This window comes from Achromobacter xylosoxidans, from assembly GCF_014490035.1.
In the GTDB taxonomy this organism is placed as follows: Bacteria; Pseudomonadota; Gammaproteobacteria; order Burkholderiales; family Burkholderiaceae_B; genus Achromobacter; species Achromobacter bronchisepticus_A.
This window is the reverse complement of the sequence record NZ_CP061008.1, coordinates 5,554,221-5,571,955: the sequence shown is the minus strand read 5'-3', so window position 1 is coordinate 5,571,955 and position 17,735 is coordinate 5,554,221. Positions and strand designations below refer to the sequence as shown.

At 64.3% G+C, this 17,735-nt stretch carries 16 protein-coding genes and 1 tRNA gene; 10 read left to right on the top strand and 7 right to left on the bottom strand.

Annotated elements, in window-relative coordinates; genetic code table 11:
* Nucleotides 1-254 precede the first annotated feature (254 nt).
* Nucleotides 255-330: transfer RNA gene (locus IAG39_RS25840), tRNA-Gly, on the bottom strand.
* Nucleotides 331-558: 228 nt separating this feature from the next.
* On the opposite strand from IAG39_RS25840, the gene murB reads away from it, so the two are divergent.
* Nucleotides 559-1,605 carry a UDP-N-acetylmuramate dehydrogenase gene (gene murB / locus IAG39_RS25835; protein WP_118932868.1) on the top strand — a complete coding sequence of 349 codons (1,047 nt, stop codon included), beginning with the start codon at nucleotides 559-561 and terminating at the stop codon, nucleotides 1,603-1,605.
* Nucleotides 1,606-1,667: 62 nt separating this feature from the next.
* Here the strand turns inward: murB and dapB are convergent, their stop codons facing one another.
* On the bottom strand, nucleotides 1,668-2,459 hold the full coding sequence (dapB, locus tag IAG39_RS25830) for a 4-hydroxy-tetrahydrodipicolinate reductase (RefSeq protein WP_118932867.1): 792 nt from the start codon (nucleotides 2,457-2,459) through the stop codon (nucleotides 1,668-1,670).
* Nucleotides 2,460-2,474: 15 nt separating this feature from the next.
* Nucleotides 2,475-3,011, bottom strand: coding sequence for an outer membrane protein assembly factor BamE (locus tag IAG39_RS25825; RefSeq protein ID WP_059373776.1), 537 nt, complete (start codon nucleotides 3,009-3,011; stop codon nucleotides 2,475-2,477).
* A 152-nt stretch (nucleotides 3,012-3,163) separates the two neighbouring features.
* Between IAG39_RS25825 and fur the strand changes: the two genes are divergently transcribed.
* Nucleotides 3,164-3,583, top strand: coding sequence for a ferric iron uptake transcriptional regulator (fur, locus tag IAG39_RS25820; RefSeq protein WP_013391855.1), 420 nt, complete (start codon nucleotides 3,164-3,166; stop codon nucleotides 3,581-3,583).
* Nucleotides 3,584-3,722: 139 nt separating this feature from the next.
* On the opposite strand, the gene recN is transcribed toward fur, so the two are convergent.
* Complete coding sequence (gene recN / locus IAG39_RS25815; protein WP_118932866.1) at nucleotides 3,723-5,378, bottom strand: DNA repair protein RecN; 1,656 nt, start codon at nucleotides 5,376-5,378, stop codon at nucleotides 3,723-3,725.
* A 13-nt stretch (nucleotides 5,379-5,391) separates the two neighbouring features.
* Nucleotides 5,392-6,291, bottom strand: coding sequence for an NAD kinase (locus IAG39_RS25810; protein WP_054450031.1), 900 nt, complete (start codon nucleotides 6,289-6,291; stop codon nucleotides 5,392-5,394).
* A gap of 141 nt (nucleotides 6,292-6,432) precedes the next feature.
* Between IAG39_RS25810 and hrcA the strand changes: the two genes are divergently transcribed.
* The 7 genes from hrcA to dnaJ all read left to right on the top strand — a co-directional run bounded on the left by hrcA (nucleotide 6,433) and on the right by dnaJ (nucleotide 13,269).
* Nucleotides 6,433-7,437, top strand: coding sequence for a heat-inducible transcriptional repressor HrcA (hrcA, locus tag IAG39_RS25805; protein WP_054450033.1), 1,005 nt, complete (start codon nucleotides 6,433-6,435; stop codon nucleotides 7,435-7,437).
* A 45-nt stretch (nucleotides 7,438-7,482) separates the two neighbouring features.
* Entirely contained in the window at nucleotides 7,483-8,598 is a 1,116-nt protein-coding gene (hemH, locus tag IAG39_RS25800; protein ID WP_059373843.1) for a ferrochelatase, read from the top strand.
* Nucleotides 8,588-8,821: a hypothetical protein gene (locus IAG39_RS25795; RefSeq protein ID WP_118932865.1), complete on the top strand. Its 234-nt coding sequence runs from the start codon at nucleotides 8,588-8,590 to the stop codon at nucleotides 8,819-8,821. Before hemH ends, IAG39_RS25795 begins: the two co-directional genes overlap by 11 nt.
* 228 nt (nucleotides 8,822-9,049) lie before the next feature.
* A complete protein-coding gene (gene grpE / locus IAG39_RS25790) occupies nucleotides 9,050-9,607 on the top strand; it encodes a nucleotide exchange factor GrpE (RefSeq protein ID WP_059373780.1) in 558 nt (185 codons plus the stop codon).
* Nucleotides 9,608-9,621: 14 nt separating this feature from the next.
* On the top strand, nucleotides 9,622-10,026 hold the full coding sequence (locus IAG39_RS25785; protein WP_118932864.1) for a thioredoxin family protein: 405 nt from the start codon (nucleotides 9,622-9,624) through the stop codon (nucleotides 10,024-10,026).
* Nucleotides 10,027-10,106: 80 nt separating this feature from the next.
* Nucleotides 10,107-12,032 (top strand): molecular chaperone DnaK, encoded by a 1,926-nt coding sequence (dnaK, locus tag IAG39_RS25780; protein WP_054450039.1) that lies wholly within the window; start codon nucleotides 10,107-10,109, stop codon nucleotides 12,030-12,032.
* Nucleotides 12,033-12,141: 109 nt separating this feature from the next.
* Nucleotides 12,142-13,269, top strand: coding sequence for a molecular chaperone DnaJ (gene dnaJ, locus IAG39_RS25775; RefSeq protein WP_059373782.1), 1,128 nt, complete (start codon nucleotides 12,142-12,144; stop codon nucleotides 13,267-13,269).
* 278 nt (nucleotides 13,270-13,547) lie between these two features.
* On the opposite strand, the gene IAG39_RS25770 is transcribed toward dnaJ, so the two are convergent.
* Together IAG39_RS25770 and IAG39_RS25765 are read right to left on the bottom strand one after the other, a co-directional pair.
* Entirely contained in the window at nucleotides 13,548-13,937 is a 390-nt protein-coding gene (locus IAG39_RS25770) for a DUF4148 domain-containing protein (RefSeq protein WP_059373784.1), read from the bottom strand.
* 286 nt (nucleotides 13,938-14,223) lie between these two features.
* Nucleotides 14,224-16,980, bottom strand: a complete 2,757-nt coding sequence (locus IAG39_RS25765; protein WP_118932863.1) for a M16 family metallopeptidase — start codon at nucleotides 16,978-16,980, stop codon at nucleotides 14,224-14,226.
* A 121-nt stretch (nucleotides 16,981-17,101) separates the two neighbouring features.
* Here IAG39_RS25765 and IAG39_RS25760 point away from each other — a divergent pair, with 121 nt between their 5' ends.
* Entirely contained in the window at nucleotides 17,102-17,701 is a 600-nt protein-coding gene (locus IAG39_RS25760; protein ID WP_059373786.1) for a GNAT family N-acetyltransferase, read from the top strand.
* Nucleotides 17,702-17,735: the final 34 nt, after the last annotated feature.

Sequence of the window (17,735 nt, the reverse complement as noted above, 5' to 3'; positions counted from 1 at the left end):
ACGCAAGCCGGGCAGGGCGTGGACTTCCTCGAATCCACGAAAATTGTCCTGGCGTCCAGGATGAATGGCGCAGGCCAAGGGGCGTGTATGTCATAGGCCGCGTGCGTGGCGGCTAGGGGATTCGTGCCGGAGAGGGGCGGCGCGATATGGCCGCAGGCAGCGTGGAGAAATGCCCGATTTTCGAGCAGAAATGAAAAAAGGGCCCGGAGGGCCCTTTCTCAAGAATTTCCAGAAAAGATCTGGAAATCAAAATTTGGAGCGGGAGACGAGTCTCGAACTCGCGACCTCAACCTTGGCAAGGTTGCGCTCTACCAACTGAGCTACTCCCGCATGGGTTCTGCACTTGAACAGCCAGAACCTGTTTTCTTATTCACTCTGATCAACTTGGTTATCGATCAGAAGGCGCGCATTCTACATGATTTTTTTGAGCTTGTCTTGGCCTGGACTTATTTGGATTTGCTCACTGCAAGCAGTTTTCGAACAAAGCCCGAAATTCAGGGCAAGCACTCAATCAAGTAATATGAGCGAAGACAGAAACTATAGCAATCCGCAGCACCCATGTCAAATTCTTCCTCCAAAGTCCTTCCGTCCCCCGACTTGTCTCCCGTTAGCCAGGATCTCACCCGGTTGAATACGCTGGGCCTGGCGTCGCGGGCCGGGGCCTTTGTGACCCTGGAGGATGCGGCGCAGCTGCCGGCGCTGTCGCAGCTGGCGCACGAGGCGTCCTCCCTGCTGGTGCTGGGCGGGGGCAGCAATCTGGTGTTGCCGAGCCAGGTGCCGGGACTGGTGGCGCGCGTCGCGTTCAAGGGCGTGCGCCTGCTGGAAGCCCGGCCGGATGCCTGGCTGATCGAGGCGGCGGGCGGTGAGACCTGGCACGGCTTTGTCGAAACCTGCGTGAACCAGGGCTGGGACGGGCTGGAAAACCTGGCGTTGATCCCGGGTACGGTGGGCGCGGCGCCGGTGCAGAATATCGGCGCCTACGGCGTCGAACTGCAGGAACGCTTCCACAGCCTGACCGCCTGGGACGTGCGCGCAGGCCGCCAGGTCGAAATGAGCGTGGCCGATTGCCGCTTTTCCTATCGCGACAGCGTGTTCAAGCACGACGAGTCCGGACGGTGGGTCATCGTGAGCGTGCGTTTCGCCTTGCCCCGGCCGTGGCGGCCGGTGCTGGGTTACCCCGACCTGCAGCGCCACGCGCGGCTGGCGGCGGGGCAGCCAGCCGCCCGAGACATCTTCGACGCGGTGTGTGAGATCCGCCGCGCCAAGCTGCCCGATCCGGCGGTGACGGGCAACGTAGGCAGCTTTTTCAAGAACCCCATCGTGTCGGCGCAAGTGCGGGACGGGCTGCTGGAGCGTTTTCCCGGCCTGGTGTCTTACGCCCAGCCCGATGGCGGCTACAAGCTCGCAGCCGGCTGGCTGATAGACCAATGCGGCTGGAAGGGCCGCTCGCTGGGGGCCGCAGGCGTGCATGAGCGCCAGGCCCTGGTGCTGGTCAACCGCGGCGGGGCCACGGCAGCCGACATCATGGGCTTGGCGCATGCCATCCAGGCGGCGGTGTCCGAGCGCTACGGCGTGCGGCTTGAACCGGAACCCGTGGTGGTGTGAGGTCGTTTGGGCCGGGCAAGAAAAAGGACCCCGCAGGGTCCTTTTTCTTGCAGGCGAGGGCTTCAGAGGCCCAGCACCGATTGCATGTCGTACAGGCCGTTGTGCTTGCCTTCCAGGAAACGGGCGGCGCGCAGGGCGCCTTCCGCGTAGGTGGCGCGGCTGGCCGAGCGGTGCGTGATCTCGATGCGTTCGCCGGTGCCGCAGAAGGACACGGTATGGTCGCCGACGATGTCGCCGCCGCGCAGCACGGAGAAGCCGATGGTGCCGGGCTTGCGCACGCCGGTATCGCCATGGCGGCTCCAGGTGGCGACGTCCGGCAGGGCCACGTTCCAGGCCGAAGCGATGGTTTCGCCCATTTTCAGCGCGGTGCCCGAAGGCGCGTCGACCTTGTTGCGGTGGTGCGCTTCGAAGACTTCGACGTCGTAGCCGGAGTTCAGGATGCGCGCGGCCATGTCCAGCAGCTTGAGCGTGGCGTTCACGCCCACGCTCATGTTGGGCGCGAAGACGATGCCGATCTTCTGGGCGGCGACTTCGATCGCGGCGCGGCCGTTGTCGTCGAAACCGGTGGTGCCGATGACGGCGTTCACGCCGTGCTTGACGCAGGCCTGCAGGTGTTCGAGCGTGCCTTCCGGACGGGTGAAGTCGATCAGGCAGTCGGCCAGGGCCAGAGCGTCGAGGTCATCGGTGATGGCCACGCCCGTCTGCTTGCCCAGCGGCGCGCCGGCGTCCTGGCCCAGCGCCGCCGAGCCCTGGCGGTCCAGCGCCACTGCGAGCTGCAGGCCGGAGGCGTTCAGGACGGCTTCGATCAGCATTTGGCCCATACGGCCGCTGGCGCCGGCAATTGCGATACGCATAGATAGTCCTTGGTGTTACTTGAGCGGCTCGGGGGCGTTGCCGGGCTGGCCAGGGTACTGGTTGAGGGGGCTGACCGGGGCGGCGGAGTCGCGCTTGCGCTGGTCTTCCTCTTCCTTCTGGCGGGTTTCGTCTTCGATGAGGCGCTTGTCCGCCTTTTCGTCGGCGACGGCGTCGGGCGTATTGATCTGGTAAGGCTGCAGCTCAGGCTGCTTGTCGCCTTCCCAGCGGGTCAGCCGGTCGTTTTCGAACCAGACGGTGAATTTGCGTTCCTGGGCGTCGCCGTAGCCAGGCTTGTAGTAGTAGGGGTAGTCCCAGCGGTTGGCGTGCAGCACGCTGGTCAGCGTCGGGCTGCCGAGGGCGAAGCGCACCTGTTCGCGCGTCATGCCAGGCTGCAGCAGGGCGACCTGTTCCTGGGTGATCCAGTTTCCTTGCTGGACGCCGGCCTTGTAGGGGAAGCCCCACTTGTCCCCCGAGCATCCAGCCAGGGCGACGGCCAGAGCGGCCACTGCCAGGCCGGTCTTCAGCGAGCGGGAGGGAATTCGTGCAATCATGGACACTACGCGCCCCTATTATTTGGAAGCAGACAAAACCGTTATCATAAAGGTTTCATAAGGATAGTTCCGCGTGGCGGCATGATTTCGGTGAGCCGGCTCGCGGTGAACCTATCCTGCCCATGCCAACGCGGACGGAGAGCGATTACACCATGAGCGACCAAAGCGAACTGAAGAACATGGGTTTGAAGGCGACGTTTCCCCGCCTGAAAATTCTTGATATTTTCCGGAAATCGGACCAACGGCACCTGAGCGCCGAAGACGTCTATCGCGCCCTGATCGGCGAAAACGTCGAAATCGGGCTGGCAACCGTCTACCGCGTCCTGACCCAGTTCGAACAGGCCGGCATCCTTGCCCGCAGCCAGTTCGACAGCGGCAAGGCGGTGTTCGAGCTCAACGACGGCGATCACCATGATCACCTGATTTGCACGAATTGCGGCAAGGTGGTCGAGTTTTCGGATCCCGAGATCGAGAAGCGCCAGCAAAAGATTGCCAAGGACAACGCCTTCGCGCTGGAAAGCCACGCCATGGTGTTGTACGGCATTTGCGGCAGCTGCATGAAGGGCCGCTGACCCGGCCCTGCATACGACCCGCGGCTACGCTCGCGGCGGGTCCGTAAGATCCAAATCCCCTTCAATATGAAGGGGATTTTTTTATGGCGCGAATCGGCCCTTTTTTCTGTGCTCCGCCGTAACAAGGCCGGCCAGCGCTTCAGTTCTGCCCGAAACCTTCCAGCATCTCGCGGGCGTGTTCGCGGGTGGTCGCGGTGAGCTTGATTCCGCCCAGCATGCGCGCGATTTCCTCCACGCGGGAGGGCGCGTCCAGTTCTTCGATGCTGGAGCGGGTGGCGCCGCGCGATTCCGCCTTGCTGACCAGGAACTGGTTGTTGGCGCAGGCCGCGACCTGGGGCAGGTGGGTCACGCACAGCACCTGATGGCGTTCGCCGAGTTCGCGCAGCAGCTTGCCGACGGCCTCGGCCACCGCGCCGCCCACGCCGCTGTCGACTTCGTCGAAGATCAGTGTGGGCACGCGCGCGGCGCGGCTGGCGATGACGGACAGCGCCAGCGAAATCCGCGACAGTTCGCCACCCGATGCCACCTTGGCCAGCGGCCGCGGCGTGGTGCCGGCATGGCCGGCCACCAGGAATTCGACCTGTTCGTTGCCATGCGCGGAGGGCGCCGATTCGGCCAGTGTGGGTTCGAACTTGCCGCCCTGCATGGCCAGCGTCTGCATGGCCCGCGTGACCTGCTTGCCCAGGTCCTTGGCGATCTTGCGGCGTGCGGTCGTCAGCTTGGTCGCCGCGGCGTCGTATTGCGCCTGTGCGGCCTGCGCCTGGGCGCGCAGGGCGTCGATGTCGCCTGCGGCCTGCAGCGCCGCAAGCTGGGCGTGCAGCGTGTCGCGCAGCTCGCAAAGCGCGTCGGGCTCGACGCGGAATTTGCGAGCGGTTTCGAATACCAGGCCCAGGCGCGCCTCGACCGCCACCAGCCGCTGCGGATCGAGATCGACGCGGCTGACGTAGTTGTTCAGGTCGGAGACGGCCTCGCTGATCGCGATGCGGGCCGATTCCAGTTCGTCGTAGACGCCTTGCAGGCCGGGATCGTGGCGCAGCATCTGCTGGATGCGGTGGTTGGCCGAGGTGAGCCGGTGGTGCGCGGAATCGCCTTCGCCGTCCAGCCCTTCGAGGATCTGGTTGGCGCCGTCCAGCAGGGATTGCGCGTGCGACAGGCGCGTGTGCTCGGACTGCAGCGCATCCCATTCGTCGGGGCCGAGATTCAGCTGGTCGAGCTCGTCGACCTGCCATTGCAGGCGGTCGCGTTCGGTAGCCAGGCTTGCGGCGTCCTTTTCGGCGGATTCCAGCTGGCGCGCCAGCGCGCGCCATTGCTTCCAGGCCTGGCCGACCGCGGTGCGCAATTCGCCGTGGCCGCCGTGGGCGTCCAGCAGATCGCGCTGGGCGTCGGCGCGCATCAGGCTCTGGTGCGCGTGCTGGCCGTGGATATCGACCAGGCTGTCGCCCAGTTCGCGCAATTGCGCCACGGTCGCGGGCGTGCCGTTGATGTAGGCGCGGCTGCGGCCCTGGGCATCGATGACGCGGCGCAAGGACAGTTCCGTGTCGGCGTCGATCTCGCGTTCTTGCAGCCAGGCGATCAGGCCCTTGGGGGTATCGAAGACCGCGGTGATGTCGGCGCGCGGCGCGCCCTCGCGCAGCATGCTGGCGTCGCCGCGTTCGCCCAGCGCGAGCGCCAGCGCGTCCACCAGGATGGATTTGCCCGCGCCGGTCTCGCCGGAAAAGACGGTGAAGCCGGGGCCGAAATGGATCTCGGTCTGTTCGACGATGACGAAGTCGCGGATATGCAGGGTGCGCAGCATGTCGGGGCGCTTACTACTCTACGTTGTCGGAGGCTTCGGGCATCAGGTTCCAGTGCAGCTTGCGGCGCAGGGTGGAGAAGAAACTGTAGCCTTCGGGATGCACGAAGCGGATGGTATAGGGCGCGCGCTGTACGACGATGCGGTCGCCCGGCTGCAGGTCGGACCAGGTCTGCATGTCGAAATGCACGCTGGCGCCGACTTCCACGCGGCCCATGGCCGTGAGCGTCATGTTCAGCACGCCGCTGTCGGGAATGACGATGGGGCGGTTGGACAGCGTCTGCGGCGCCACGGGCACCAGCACCATGGCGTTCATGCCCGGATGCAGGATGGGGCCGTTGGCCGACAGCGCGTACGCGGTGGAGCCCGTGGGGGTGGCGATGATCAGGCCGTCGGCGCGCTGCGTGTACATGAACGCGCCGTCCAGCTCGACCCGCACTTCGATCATGCCGCCGCGTCCCGCGCGGTTCAGCACCACGTCGTTCAGCGCGGACGCGGAGTACATCTTCTGGTCGCCACGCCACACGCTGCCTTCGAGCAGCATGCGTTCCTCGATCTGGAAGCTGCCTTCGAGCACGCGCGCCAGGGCGCCGTGCGCGTCCTGCAACGCGATGTCGGTGATGAAGCCCAGGCGTCCGTGGTTGATGCCGACCAGCGGCATGCCATAAGGAGCGAGGTGGCGGCTGGCGCCCAGCACGGTGCCGTCGCCGCCCATGACGACGGCCAGCGACGCGGTCTTGCCGATTTCCTCGAGCGTGGCGACGGGGTATTCGGTCAGCCCGGTGTTGCGCGCCGTGTCCGCATCGATGAGCACCTGCCGGCCCGCTTGCGTCAGCGCGTGGGCGAGTGCTCTCAGCGGTGTGTCCAGGCCGGTGTCCTGGTATCTGCCGATCAGGGCTACGGTAGGAAAATGCATGGCTGCTTGCGTATCAAAAAAGGCCGGACCAGAAGCCGAAACCTGCCCGGAATGGGCGGTTTAGCCGATTATATGGGGCCGCATATGTGCTTGCGGGACAAAAATCGCCTCAATTGAAAAAGATTCCCTAAAATACTTGTTATGGATGACCGCGCACGCGCACTACTGAAAGCGTTGATCGAACGCTATATCGCCGATGGGCAGCCAGTCGGCTCGCGGACGCTATCGAAAGTATTCGACTTGTCCCCGGCCACGATCCGCAATGTGATGGCGGATCTCGAAGAACTGGGACTGATCCACAGCCCGCACACCTCCGCCGGCCGCGTGCCCACGCCGCGGGGATACCGCATGTTCGTCGATTCGTTGCTGGCGGTGCAGTCCTACCAGCTCGAACCGCACAACATGGGCGAGATGCTGGCGGCCGCCGAACCCACGCGCGCCGTCAACGCCGCAGCGGCCCTGCTGTCCAACCTGACCCAGTTCGCGGGCGTGGTGCTCACGCCCAAGCGCGCCCAGGTTTTCCGCCAGATCGAATTCATTCGCCTGTCCGACAAGCGCGTGCTGCTCATCATCGTCACGCCTGACGGCGATGTCCAGAACCGAATTCTTTTCGTGCAGCGCGACTATGCCGAAGCGGAACTGCTGGAAGCCGGCAATTTCTTCAACATGCATTTCGCCGGCAAGTCTTTCAATGTCGTGCGGCAAACCCTGTCGACCGAACTGGCGCAATTGCGCGAGGATATCTCGCGCCTGATGCAGGCCGCGGTCGAAGCCAGCGCGGAAGCCGCTGAAGACGGCGACGCCATGGTCATCTCCGGAGAGCGCAAGCTGCTGGACGTGACCGACATCGCCTCCGACATGGACCGCCTGCGCAAGATGTTTTCGCTGTTCGAGAAAAAAACCGACCTGCTGCAGCTCCTGGACGTGTCCACCCGGGCCCAGGGCGTGCAGATCTACATCGGCGGCGATTCGCAGCTGGTGCCGATGGAAGAGGTCTCGGTCATCACCGCGCCTTACGGCGTGGACGGCAAGGTCGTGGGTACCCTGGGCGTGATCGGTCCCACGCGCATGGCCTACGAACGCGTCATTCCCATCGTGGATATCACGGCGCGCTTGCTGTCCAACGCCCTCAGCCACAACCAGTAGGTCCATCCGAAGCTACGTCCTCCTTGCGGAGGAAGGGGAGTGTTTGTGTTTCTTCGCCTGTTCAAGTACCTGTGGCCTGAGCGCTATCTGCCGGAACCCGAGCAGGAGGACCCCTTCAACGAAGACCCCGCGCCGCGCGGGCCGGCCAAGGTCGGCGTGCTGCTGGTGAACCTGGGCACCCCGGACACCCCGGGTAAGCAGGACATACGCAAATACCTTGGCGAGTTCCTGTCCGACCCGCGCGTGATCGAGATCCCGCGCTATCTGTGGAAGCCCATCCTGCATTGCCTCGTGCTGACGATGCGGCCCAAGAAGCTGGAGCCGCGCTACGCCGGCGTCTGGATGAAGGAAGGCTCGCCCCTGATGGTGTACAGCCAGCGCCAGGCCGATGGCGTGCGCGCAGCCCTGGCCGAGGCTGGAATCGACGCCGTGGTGGAGTTGGGCATGCGCTACGGCAACCCCTCGATCCCCGACGCCATTTCTCGGCTGCGCCGGCAGGGCTGTGAACGCATACTCACCGTGCCGCTCTATCCGCAGTACGCCGCCAGCACCACCGCCACGGTCGTCGATGCGGTCACCCGCCACGCAGGCCGCCTGCGCGACCAGCCCGAGCTGCGCTTCATCAAGCGTTTCCATGAAGAGCCGGCCTATCTGGACGCGCTGGCTGGCCGCATCGAGCGCTACTGGCAGGAGCACGGCAAACCGCAGAAGCTGGTCATGAGCTTTCACGGCCTGCCGCGCTATTCGATCGAACTGGGCGATCCGTACTACCGCGATTGCATGGAAACGGCGCGCCTGCTGGGCCAGCGTCTGTCGCTGCCGCGCGAACAGATCGAAGTGACCTTCCAGAGCCGTTTCGGCACCGCCCGCTGGCTGGAACCCTATACCGAACCCACCCTGAAGGCGCTGGCCGCCGCCGGCGTGACCGAGGTCGATGTGGTGTGCCCGGGTTTTGTGGCAGACTGTCTGGAAACCCTGGAAGAGATCAGTCTGGAATGCCGCGACGCCTTTATCGAGGCCGGCGGCAAGCGTTTCCGCTACATTCCGGCGATCAACGACGATCCGGCCTGGATCGCAGGGCTGGCCGACCTGGTGGCACGCCACTTGCAGGGGTGGCCTACGCAAATCACGGACTTGAAGGAGAAGGCGCATGCAGCATGATCCCAAGACTGGAAAGGTCGTCAAAAAGGGGCGGGTCAGTACCCCGGTGGACGAAGATCAGGTGGAACACGAGTTGGATGAGGCGCTTGCCGAGACCTTCCCCGCCAGCGATCCCATCGCAATCAGCCCGGAGCCGGACGAGGATCGCGACGTGGACCGCGCCCTGAAGGACAGTTTTCCCGCCAGCGATCCCGCCGCGCCCGCGCAGCCCCACAAGAAGTAGCCTGCCGGAGGGCGTCCGCCATTTGCCGGATGGCGTCGGGAAGTGTTGAATTTATGCTTGCAGTCTGATATTTGACGGCAATTGGCAGAAATTGGGCGGATTTTTGACTACATTCCGCCTGCCTCTCTTACCCGGCGCCGTCAGGGAATATTTGCTTTCCCGGGCTTGAAATAGGGGTATTGGCCCCCATTCATGTCTGCGAAAGCCATACTTTTTGGAGGATTCCCCATGACGGCACCCAACGAGCCTGTAGATCAGACGCCCGAAGTCGGCCAGAACGCCGATGCGGCCTCCGCCGCCGAGGACGCCGTGCAGGCCGAGCTGAACGAGTTGCGCGCCCAGCTGGACGCGGCCCAGGCTACCGTCAATGAGCAGCAGGACCAGCTTCTGCGCATTCGGGCCGAAGCCGAAAACGTGCGCCGCCGCGCCCAGGAAGATGTGTCCAAGGCGCGCAAGTTCGGTATCGAGTCGTTCGCGGAAAGCCTGGTCCCGGTCAAGGACAGCCTGGAAGCTGCCCTGGCCCAGCCCGAGCAAACCGTTGAAACCCTGAGCGAAGGCGTCCAAGTGACCCTGAAGCAGCTGACGGCCGCCTTCGAGCGCAATCTGCTCAAGGAAATCGCGCCGGCGCAGGGCGACAAGTTCGATCCGCACCAGCACCAAGCCATTTCGTCCATCCCCGCGGAGCAGCCCGCCAATACGGTGGTCCAGTTGCTGCAAAAGGGCTATGCCATCGCCGACCGGACCCTGCGTCCCGCGCTGGTCGTGGTGTCCGCCGGCCAGGGCTGAACAGGCAGCGCGCCATGACGGATCCCCGGTTCGACCCCGCCCAGATATTCCAGGTGTTCGGCATGCGCCATGTCGACACCGAGGGATTCGACGCGGCGGTGGTGCAGGCGCCGGGGACGGATCTGCGCTGCGTGTTCCTCTGGGGACAGGATTGCTATAACTGCAATATTTTCAAGCAGACCGCCTTGCTGCATCGGGACGCGCTGCTGGAATTGGGGCTGACCTGGTTCGAAGCCGATGTCTACGCGGACGAAGCGCTGGGAAGGCGCTTCTCGCTGCATGGCGTCCCCACTTTCGTGCTGTACCGCGCCGGCAAGCGGCTGGGCCGCGTCACCGGCTGGCCCGGCCTGCCGCAGTTCACCGCGGCCATGCGCCGCCTGCAGGAAACGGCTGTAGAAAAATCCGGCCAGACGTCTTGAAAAACCCTGCGGGCAGCCCCAGTTATGTGGGGACAAGAAGTTTCTCCCTATTTTCATAGATTCAATCAAGGTAACCGACCATGAGCAAGATTATTGGCATTGACCTGGGCACGACCAACAGCTGCGTGGCTGTCATGGACGGCGGGCAGGTCAAAATCATTGAAAACGCGGAAGGCGCTCGCACCACCCCCTCCATCGTCGCCTACATGGACGATGGCGAAACCCTGGTCGGCGCGCCGGCCAAGCGCCAGGCCGTGACCAACCCGCGTAACACCCTGTATGCGGTGAAGCGCCTGATCGGCCGCAAGTTCGAAGAGAAGGCGGTGCAAAAGGACATCAACCTGATGCCCTATGCCATCGTCAAGGCCGACAACGGCGACGCCTGGGTGGAAGTGCGCGGCAAGAAGATGGCGCCTCCCCAAGTGTCGGCCGACGTGCTGCGCAAGATGAAGAAGACCGCCGAGGACTACCTGGGCGAAGAAGTGACCGAGGCCGTCATCACCGTGCCCGCCTACTTCAACGACAGCCAGCGCCAGGCCACCAAGGACGCCGGCCGCATCGCCGGTCTGGAAGTCAAGCGCATCATCAACGAACCCACCGCTGCGGCGCTGGCGTTCGGCCTGGACAAGACCGAAAAGGGCGACCGCAAGATCGCCGTCTATGACCTGGGCGGCGGCACGTTCGACGTGTCCATCATCGAAATCGCCGACGTGGACGGCGAAAAGCAGTTCGAAGTGCTGTCGACCAACGGCGACACCTTCCTGGGCGGCGAAGACTTCGACCAGCGCATCATCGACTACATCATTGCCGAGTTCAAGAAGGAACAGGGCGTTGATCTGTCCAAGGACGTGCTGGCCCTGCAACGCCTGAAGGAAGCCGCTGAAAAGGCCAAGATCGAGCTGTCCTCGGCGCAACAGACCGAAATCAACCTGCCGTACATCACGGCGGATGCCTCGGGTCCGAAGCACCTGAACCTGAAGATCACCCGCGCCAAGCTGGAAGCGCTGGTCGAAGAACTGATCGAACGCACGATCGAGCCCTGCCGCGTGGCCATCAAGGACGCCGGCGTGAAGGTTTCCGACATCGACGACGTGATCCTGGTCGGCGGCATGACCCGCATGCCCAAGGTCCAGGAAAAGGTGAAGGAATTCTTCGGCAAGGATCCGCGCAAGGACGTGAACCCCGATGAAGCCGTCGCCGCCGGCGCCGCCATCCAGGGCTCCGTGCTGTCGGGCGACCGCAAGGACGTGCTGCTGCTGGACGTCACCCCCCTGTCCCTGGGCATCGAAACCCTGGGCGGCGTGATGACCAAGATGATCCAGAAGAACACGACCATCCCGACCCGGTTCTCGCAGACCTTCTCGACCGCTGACGACAACCAGCCGGCCGTGACGATCAAGGTGTTCCAGGGCGAGCGCGAAATCGCTGCGGGCAACAAGGCCCTGGGCGAGTTCAACCTCGAAGGGATCCCGCCGTCGCCCCGCGGCATGCCGCAGATCGAAGTCACCTTCGACATCGACGCCAACGGCATCCTGCACGTGTCCGCCAAGGACAAGGGCACCGGCAAGGAAAACAAGATCACCATCAAGGCCAACTCGGGTCTGTCGGAAGACGAGATCCAGCGCATGGTCAAGGATGCCGAGGCCAACGCCGAGGAAGATCACCGCGTCGCCGAACTGGCTCAGTCGCGCAACCAGGCCGATGCGCTGGTGCATGCCACCCGCAAGTCGTTGACCGAGTATGGCGACAAGCTCGAGGCTTCCGAAAAGGAAGGCATCGAAGCCGCCATCAAGGAACTGGAAGACACGCTGAAGGACGGCGACAAGGCCGCGATCGACGCCAAGGTGGAAGCCCTGTCGACGGTTTCGCAGAAGCTGGGCGAAAAGATGTACGCCGACATGCAGGCGCAGCAAGCCGCCGGCCAGCAGCAAGCGGCCGACAACGCGAAGCCGGTGGACGACAATGTCGTCGACGCCGACTTCAAGGAAGTCAAGCGCGACCAATAATGGCCGGGCGCTGACCTGCCTCTGCCGCCCGGTAGCCGGAGAAATCCGCCTACCGGGCGTACTCATTCTGTAGCACTGAAAAGAAGGCTCGTTTTCGAGCCCACGGATCATGGCAAAACGTGACTATTACGAAGTCCTGGGCGTTGCGAAGAACGCCTCGGACGACGACCTCAAGAAGGCCTATCGAAAGCTGGCCATGAAGTACCATCCGGACCGCAATCCGGACAGCAAAGAAGCCGAAGAGAAGTTCAAGGAAGCCAAGGAAGCCTACGAGGTCCTGGGTGACGATCAGAAGCGCGCCGCGTACGACCGCTACGGCCACGCGGGCGTGGACCCCAACTCCGCCGGCATGGGCGGCGGCATGGGTGGCGGTTTCGCCGACGCCTTTGGCGACATCTTCGGCGAAATCTTCGGCGGCGGCGGCGGTGGCCGTCGCGGCGGCGGCCCGCAGGTCTACCGCGGCGCCGACCTGAAGTACGCGCTGGAAATCACGCTGGAGCAGGCCGCGGCCGGCTTCGACACCGAGATCCGCGTGCCCAGTTGGGAAAACTGCGACACCTGCCACGGTTCCGGCGCCAAGGCCGGCACCTCGCCCAAGACCTGCCGCACCTGCGGCGGCTCGGGCGCCGTGCGCATGCAGCAGGGTTTCTTCAGCGTGCAGCAGACCTGCCCGACCTGCCATGGCAACGGCAAGGAAATCACCGATCCCTGCCCCGCTTGCGACGGCGTGGGCCGCATCCGCCGCAACAAGACGCTGCAGGTCAAGATTCCGGCCGGCATCGACGACGGCATGCGCATCCGCTCCAGCGGCAACGGCGAGCCCGGCATCAACGGCGGCCCTCCGGGCGACCTGTATGTGGAAATCCACATCAAGCAGCACAAGATCTTCCAGCGCGACGGCGACGACCTCCATTGCGAACTGACCATCCCGTTCACCTCGGCGGCGCTGGGCGGCGAGCTTCAGGTGCCGACGTTGGGCGGCAAGGCCGAGATCTCGATCCCCGAGGGCACGCAGTCCGGCAAGACCTTCCGCCTGCGCGGCAAGGGCATCCGCGGCGTGCGCGGCAGCTATCCGGGCGACCTTTACTGCCACGTGGTGGTGGAAACGCCGGTGCGCCTGAGCGACGACCAGAAGAACATCCTGCGCCAGTTCGAGGCTTCGCTGAACGATGGCGGCGACCGTCATTCGCCGCAAAGCAAGTCCTGGACCGACCGGGTGAAAGAATTCTTCAGCTGAACTGGCTGAAGCATGCAAAAAGCCGCGATCATGATCGCGGCTTTTTTTTGCCTGAAGAGGGCGTCGAGGCACGGGCGGCGCGCATATGAAAAGACCGCGGCTTGCGCCGCGGTCCATTGCTACTGCTACTGCGAGTACTGCAACTTCAAACTTCAGCTTCTACTGCTACTTTCACAGCTACTACTGCTTCTACTGCTACTTCTACCGCCGCTGTCGCCGATAAAAACCGGCCTCAAACCATGATGCCGTCCGAGGCCGGCCGGGCCACAGCAAGCAGCTCACCGCGTGATCGGCGGGTACTCGAGTTCGCCGAACGTGTATTGGCCGCTGGCCTTGGCTTGCGCCAGTTCCTGCTGGACTTCAGCGCGGCTCTTGGCGCTGGCGGGGGCGGATACGGCCGCCGGGTATTCCAGTTCGCCGAAGGTGTATTGACCGCTGATCTTGGCTTGTTGCAGCTGGGCTTGCACTTCCTGCGAGCTCAGGCTGGTGGTCTGGGGCAGGGCGGGCGGGTAGTCCAGCTCGCCGAAGGTGTACTGGCCGCTGATCTTGGCTTGCTGCAGTTCAGTGGCGACCTGAGCGCTGCTCTTGGCTTGTTCAACGCCGGCGGCTTGGGCGCCAACGCCAACCAGGGCCAGGGATAGCAGCAGGGTGGTGGTTAGGGTTTTCATGGTAGACCTCCAATTCGTCTTGGTTGGGGACCGAATCCGGCGGCCCTCCGTCGTGGTTCGTTGTGTGTTCCCGATGACTGAATTGTGATCGCTATCCCACCTGGGATAAACCCGTATTCCTTGAAAACATCTTTCCAAATAATCGAGTAATCATGTTCGCTTTTATGATTTCATCCATTTTTGGCATAGTCAGGGGGCGTTCCAGTGAATTTTGGTGAACTGGCCCAGGTCGGAAAGCCAAAAAAAGCCCCGCCGCAGCGGGGCTTTCCAGAGGGGACAGGCTTGCTCAGGGCGCCGCCTTCTTCTTGAAGTCGCCGGCAACCGCCGTGCTGAAGCCGTCCGCACGCAGGGTCTTGCGCATAGCGGCATTGACCGAATCGGCCGTCAGCGCAGAGATCTTCTTGTCCATGTCGGCCGACCAGGCGAAGGTGCGGCCGCGCTGCATGTAATCCAGCCAGGTGCTGGCCAGGACGTCGTCCTGGGCGCGGGCCAGGTTGCGGTAGTTCAGCAGGGCCGTGATGCCGTCCGAGATTTCCTTGTCCGTGAAGCCATCCTTCAGCACGCGCGCCAGTTCTTCGCCGATGGCCTTTTCCAGGCGCTCGCGGTTTTGCGGCGCATAGATGGCGTACATGGTCCAGCTGGCGGAGGGCTCGAACGACGAGACCGACAGCGAGCTGCGCACGTTGTATGAGAGGCCGTCGGTTTCGCGTACGCGGTTCCACAGGCGCGAGGTTTCGGAGGCGCCGAACAGGTAGTTGGCCAGGTACAGCGCGGCATAGTCCGCGTCCGTGTCCTGCAGCTTCAGCGGCATGCGCGAGATGTAGAACGCATTGGCCTTGTCCGGCGTGTCGATGTCGAACTGCTTGGCGGGAATGTCACGGTACGGGTTGGGCACGCGGGTGTAGGCGGGCGCCTTCTTCCAGCCGGCCAGTCCGGTCTTGAGCGCCTTTTCCACAGCTGCGGGCTCGAAATCGCCAACCGCCGAGTACTCGATGTTGCCGGCGCCGTAGAACTTGGAATGGAACTTGACCAGGGCGTCGCGGTTCAGGGCGCGCACGCCGGCCAGCGATTCCTCGAAGGTCGGCACGTAGCGCAGGTCATTGGCGGGCCACGGGTTGTCCTGGCGGGCCAGCGCGCGTCCGGCCAGCGCCGACGGTTCGGTCATGGCGTTCTGGATCGAGGTTTCGAGCTGGCGCTGATATTCCTCCAGTTGCTCCTTGGGGAAGTTGGCGTTGCGGACGATGTCCAATGCCAGCGCGGTGAGTTCGGGCAGGTTTTCGCCCTTGGTCGACATGGCGATCTTGAGCGTGGTGCCGCCGCCGCTGAAGCCGAGTTCAGCCTGCAGCTTGTCCAGGCGATCCTGGATGTCCTGGCGCGACAGCTTGGCCGTGCCGCGGGTCAGCAGGTCGGCCACGGCGCTGGAATTCACGCGTTGGCCGAGCAGGTCCTTTTCATTGCCGAACTGGATCAGCATCTGCGCCTGCACCCGGTTGCCGCGCGTGGCCTTGGGCAGCAGCGCCAACTGCACGGGGCCGTTGGGCAGGTCCAGCTTCTTGCGCTGCGTCAGCTTATCGATGTTCTCGGGCGTGGGGTCGAAGGCCGAGGCGGCCTTGAAGTCCGGATCGCCCTTGTAGTCCTTGAAGACGGCCGTGAGGTCCACGCGTTGCTCCTGCGGCGCGCGCACGGGTTTCTCGGTGGGGATGTAGCGGCCTTCGATGCTGTTGCTTTGGACCAGGTAGGTAGTTGCGGCGCGCTGCACCTCGGCCAGCGTGGCCTTGCGGGCGCGGTCGCGCTGCAGGAAGAACAGGCGCCAGTCGCCGGCGGCGATGGCTTCGGACAGCGCCACGCCGACCTGTTCGGGATCACTATAGGTCTGTTCCCAGGCAGTCAGCCATTTGCTGCGGGCGCGGTCCAGCTCTTGCTGCGTGAAGGGCTTCTTGTCCAGGGTCTGCAGCGTGCCGGTCAGCGCCTTCATGGCGGCGTCCAGGCTCTTGCCCGGCGTCAGCTGGGCGGCGAACATCGCCAGGCCCGGGTCCAGGTTTTCCATGGTGAAGCCGAACACGCCCGAGGCCAGCTTGGTCGGAACCAGGGCATGGTAGAGACGGCCCGAGGGCGTGTCGGCCAGGATGGTGGCGGCCAGGTCCAGCGGCACGAAGTCGGCGCTGCCGGCGGCAGGGATGTGGTACATGGCCGCGACCAGCGGCGTGCCGCCCGTGCGGCGCAGGGTCACGGAACGTTCGCCGTCCTGCGCGGGTTCAACCGTGTACTCGGGCGGGAGCTTGCGCTCGGGCTTGGGCAGCTTGCCCAGCGTTTCCTCGATGTCGGCCAGGGTCGCTTGCGGGTCGAACTTGCCCGCTACGATCAGCACGGCGTTATCGGGCTGGTAGTACTCGTGATAGAAGGCGCGCAACTGGCCGATGTCCACGTTCTCGACGTCGGAACGGGCGCCGATGGTGTTCTTGCCGTAGCTGTGCCACTGGAAGGCCGCGGCCTGCATCTTCTGCATCAGGATGCGGAAGGGGCTGTTTTCGCCGCTTTCCATTTCGTTGCGGACCACGGTCATTTCCGAGTCCAGGTCTTCCTTGGCGATCAGGGAATTGACCATGGCGTCGGCCTGCCAGCCCAGGTACCACTTGAGCGTGTCGGGGTTGGCGGCGAAGCTGGCGAAATAATTGGTGCGGTCGCTGGAGGTCGAACCATTCGCCTGCAAGCCGCGGCGCGAGAACTCGCCCATGGCGTTGCGGGTGGTCGAGGTGCCCTTGAACAGCATGTGCTCCAGCAGGTGCGCCATGCCCGTCTGGCCGTAGTTCTCGTTGCGCGAGCCCACCAGGTAGGTCATGTTGACGGTGGTGGACGGCTTGGATTCATCGGGAACCAGCAGCACTCTCAGGCCGTTGGCCAGGCGGTATTCGGTGATGCCTTCGATCGAGGCGGCCTCCGAGACGCCCGCCGGCAGGCTGGCGGCGCCGGCCTGAAAGGCCAGGAAGGAGGAAAACAGCAGCACGCTCAGCGGGCGCGGCAGCTTCGACAGGGACAGGCGCATGGCAGACAATTCCTTTGGCATGGCAGAATCCGTTGGAGTGTATACGTTGGCAATGGTTCAGGGGCGCGGCGCGGTGTTGTCCGCGGCGCGCGGCCCCGGACCGCAAGCAAGGAAGTCCGTCATGTCTCTATCCCTGGAAGTCGAAACGCCGCGCCTGGTGCTGCGCCAATGGCGCGCCGCCGACCGTGAACCTTTCGCGGCGCTGAACCAGGACCCCCGCGTCGCCGAGTACCTGCTGCCGCTGAATGCACAGGAAAGCGATGCGCTTGCCGACCGGCTGGCCGCCGGCATCGACGAGCATGGCTGGGGCTTCTGGGCCGTGGAAGCGCCGGGCGTGGCGCCTTTCATCGGTTTTGTCGGCATCAAGCCTCTGGCGCCCACCCTGCCGTTCGCGCCAGGCGTGGAGATAGGCTGGCGCCTGGCGCAGCGGCACTGGGGCAAGGGCTATGCCAGCGAAGCGGCCGAGGCGGCCTTGCGCGCGGGGTTCGAGCAGGTGGGGCTGGATGAGATCGTGGCCTTCACGGCCACGGGCAACCTGCGCTCGCGCGCGGTGATGGACCGCTTGGGCATGAAGGAGGATCCGGAAGGCTTCGACCATCCCGCCGTGCCGCTGGGGCATCCTCTGCGCCGGCATGTGCTGTACCGGATCGGGCGCGAGGCCTGGCGCGGACGCGAAAATGGTGACGCAGAAGCAGGCTCCACGCCGGTTGCGGCGGCATAAGGCGCCAGGAGCGCCGCCAATCCCGGATGCTGCA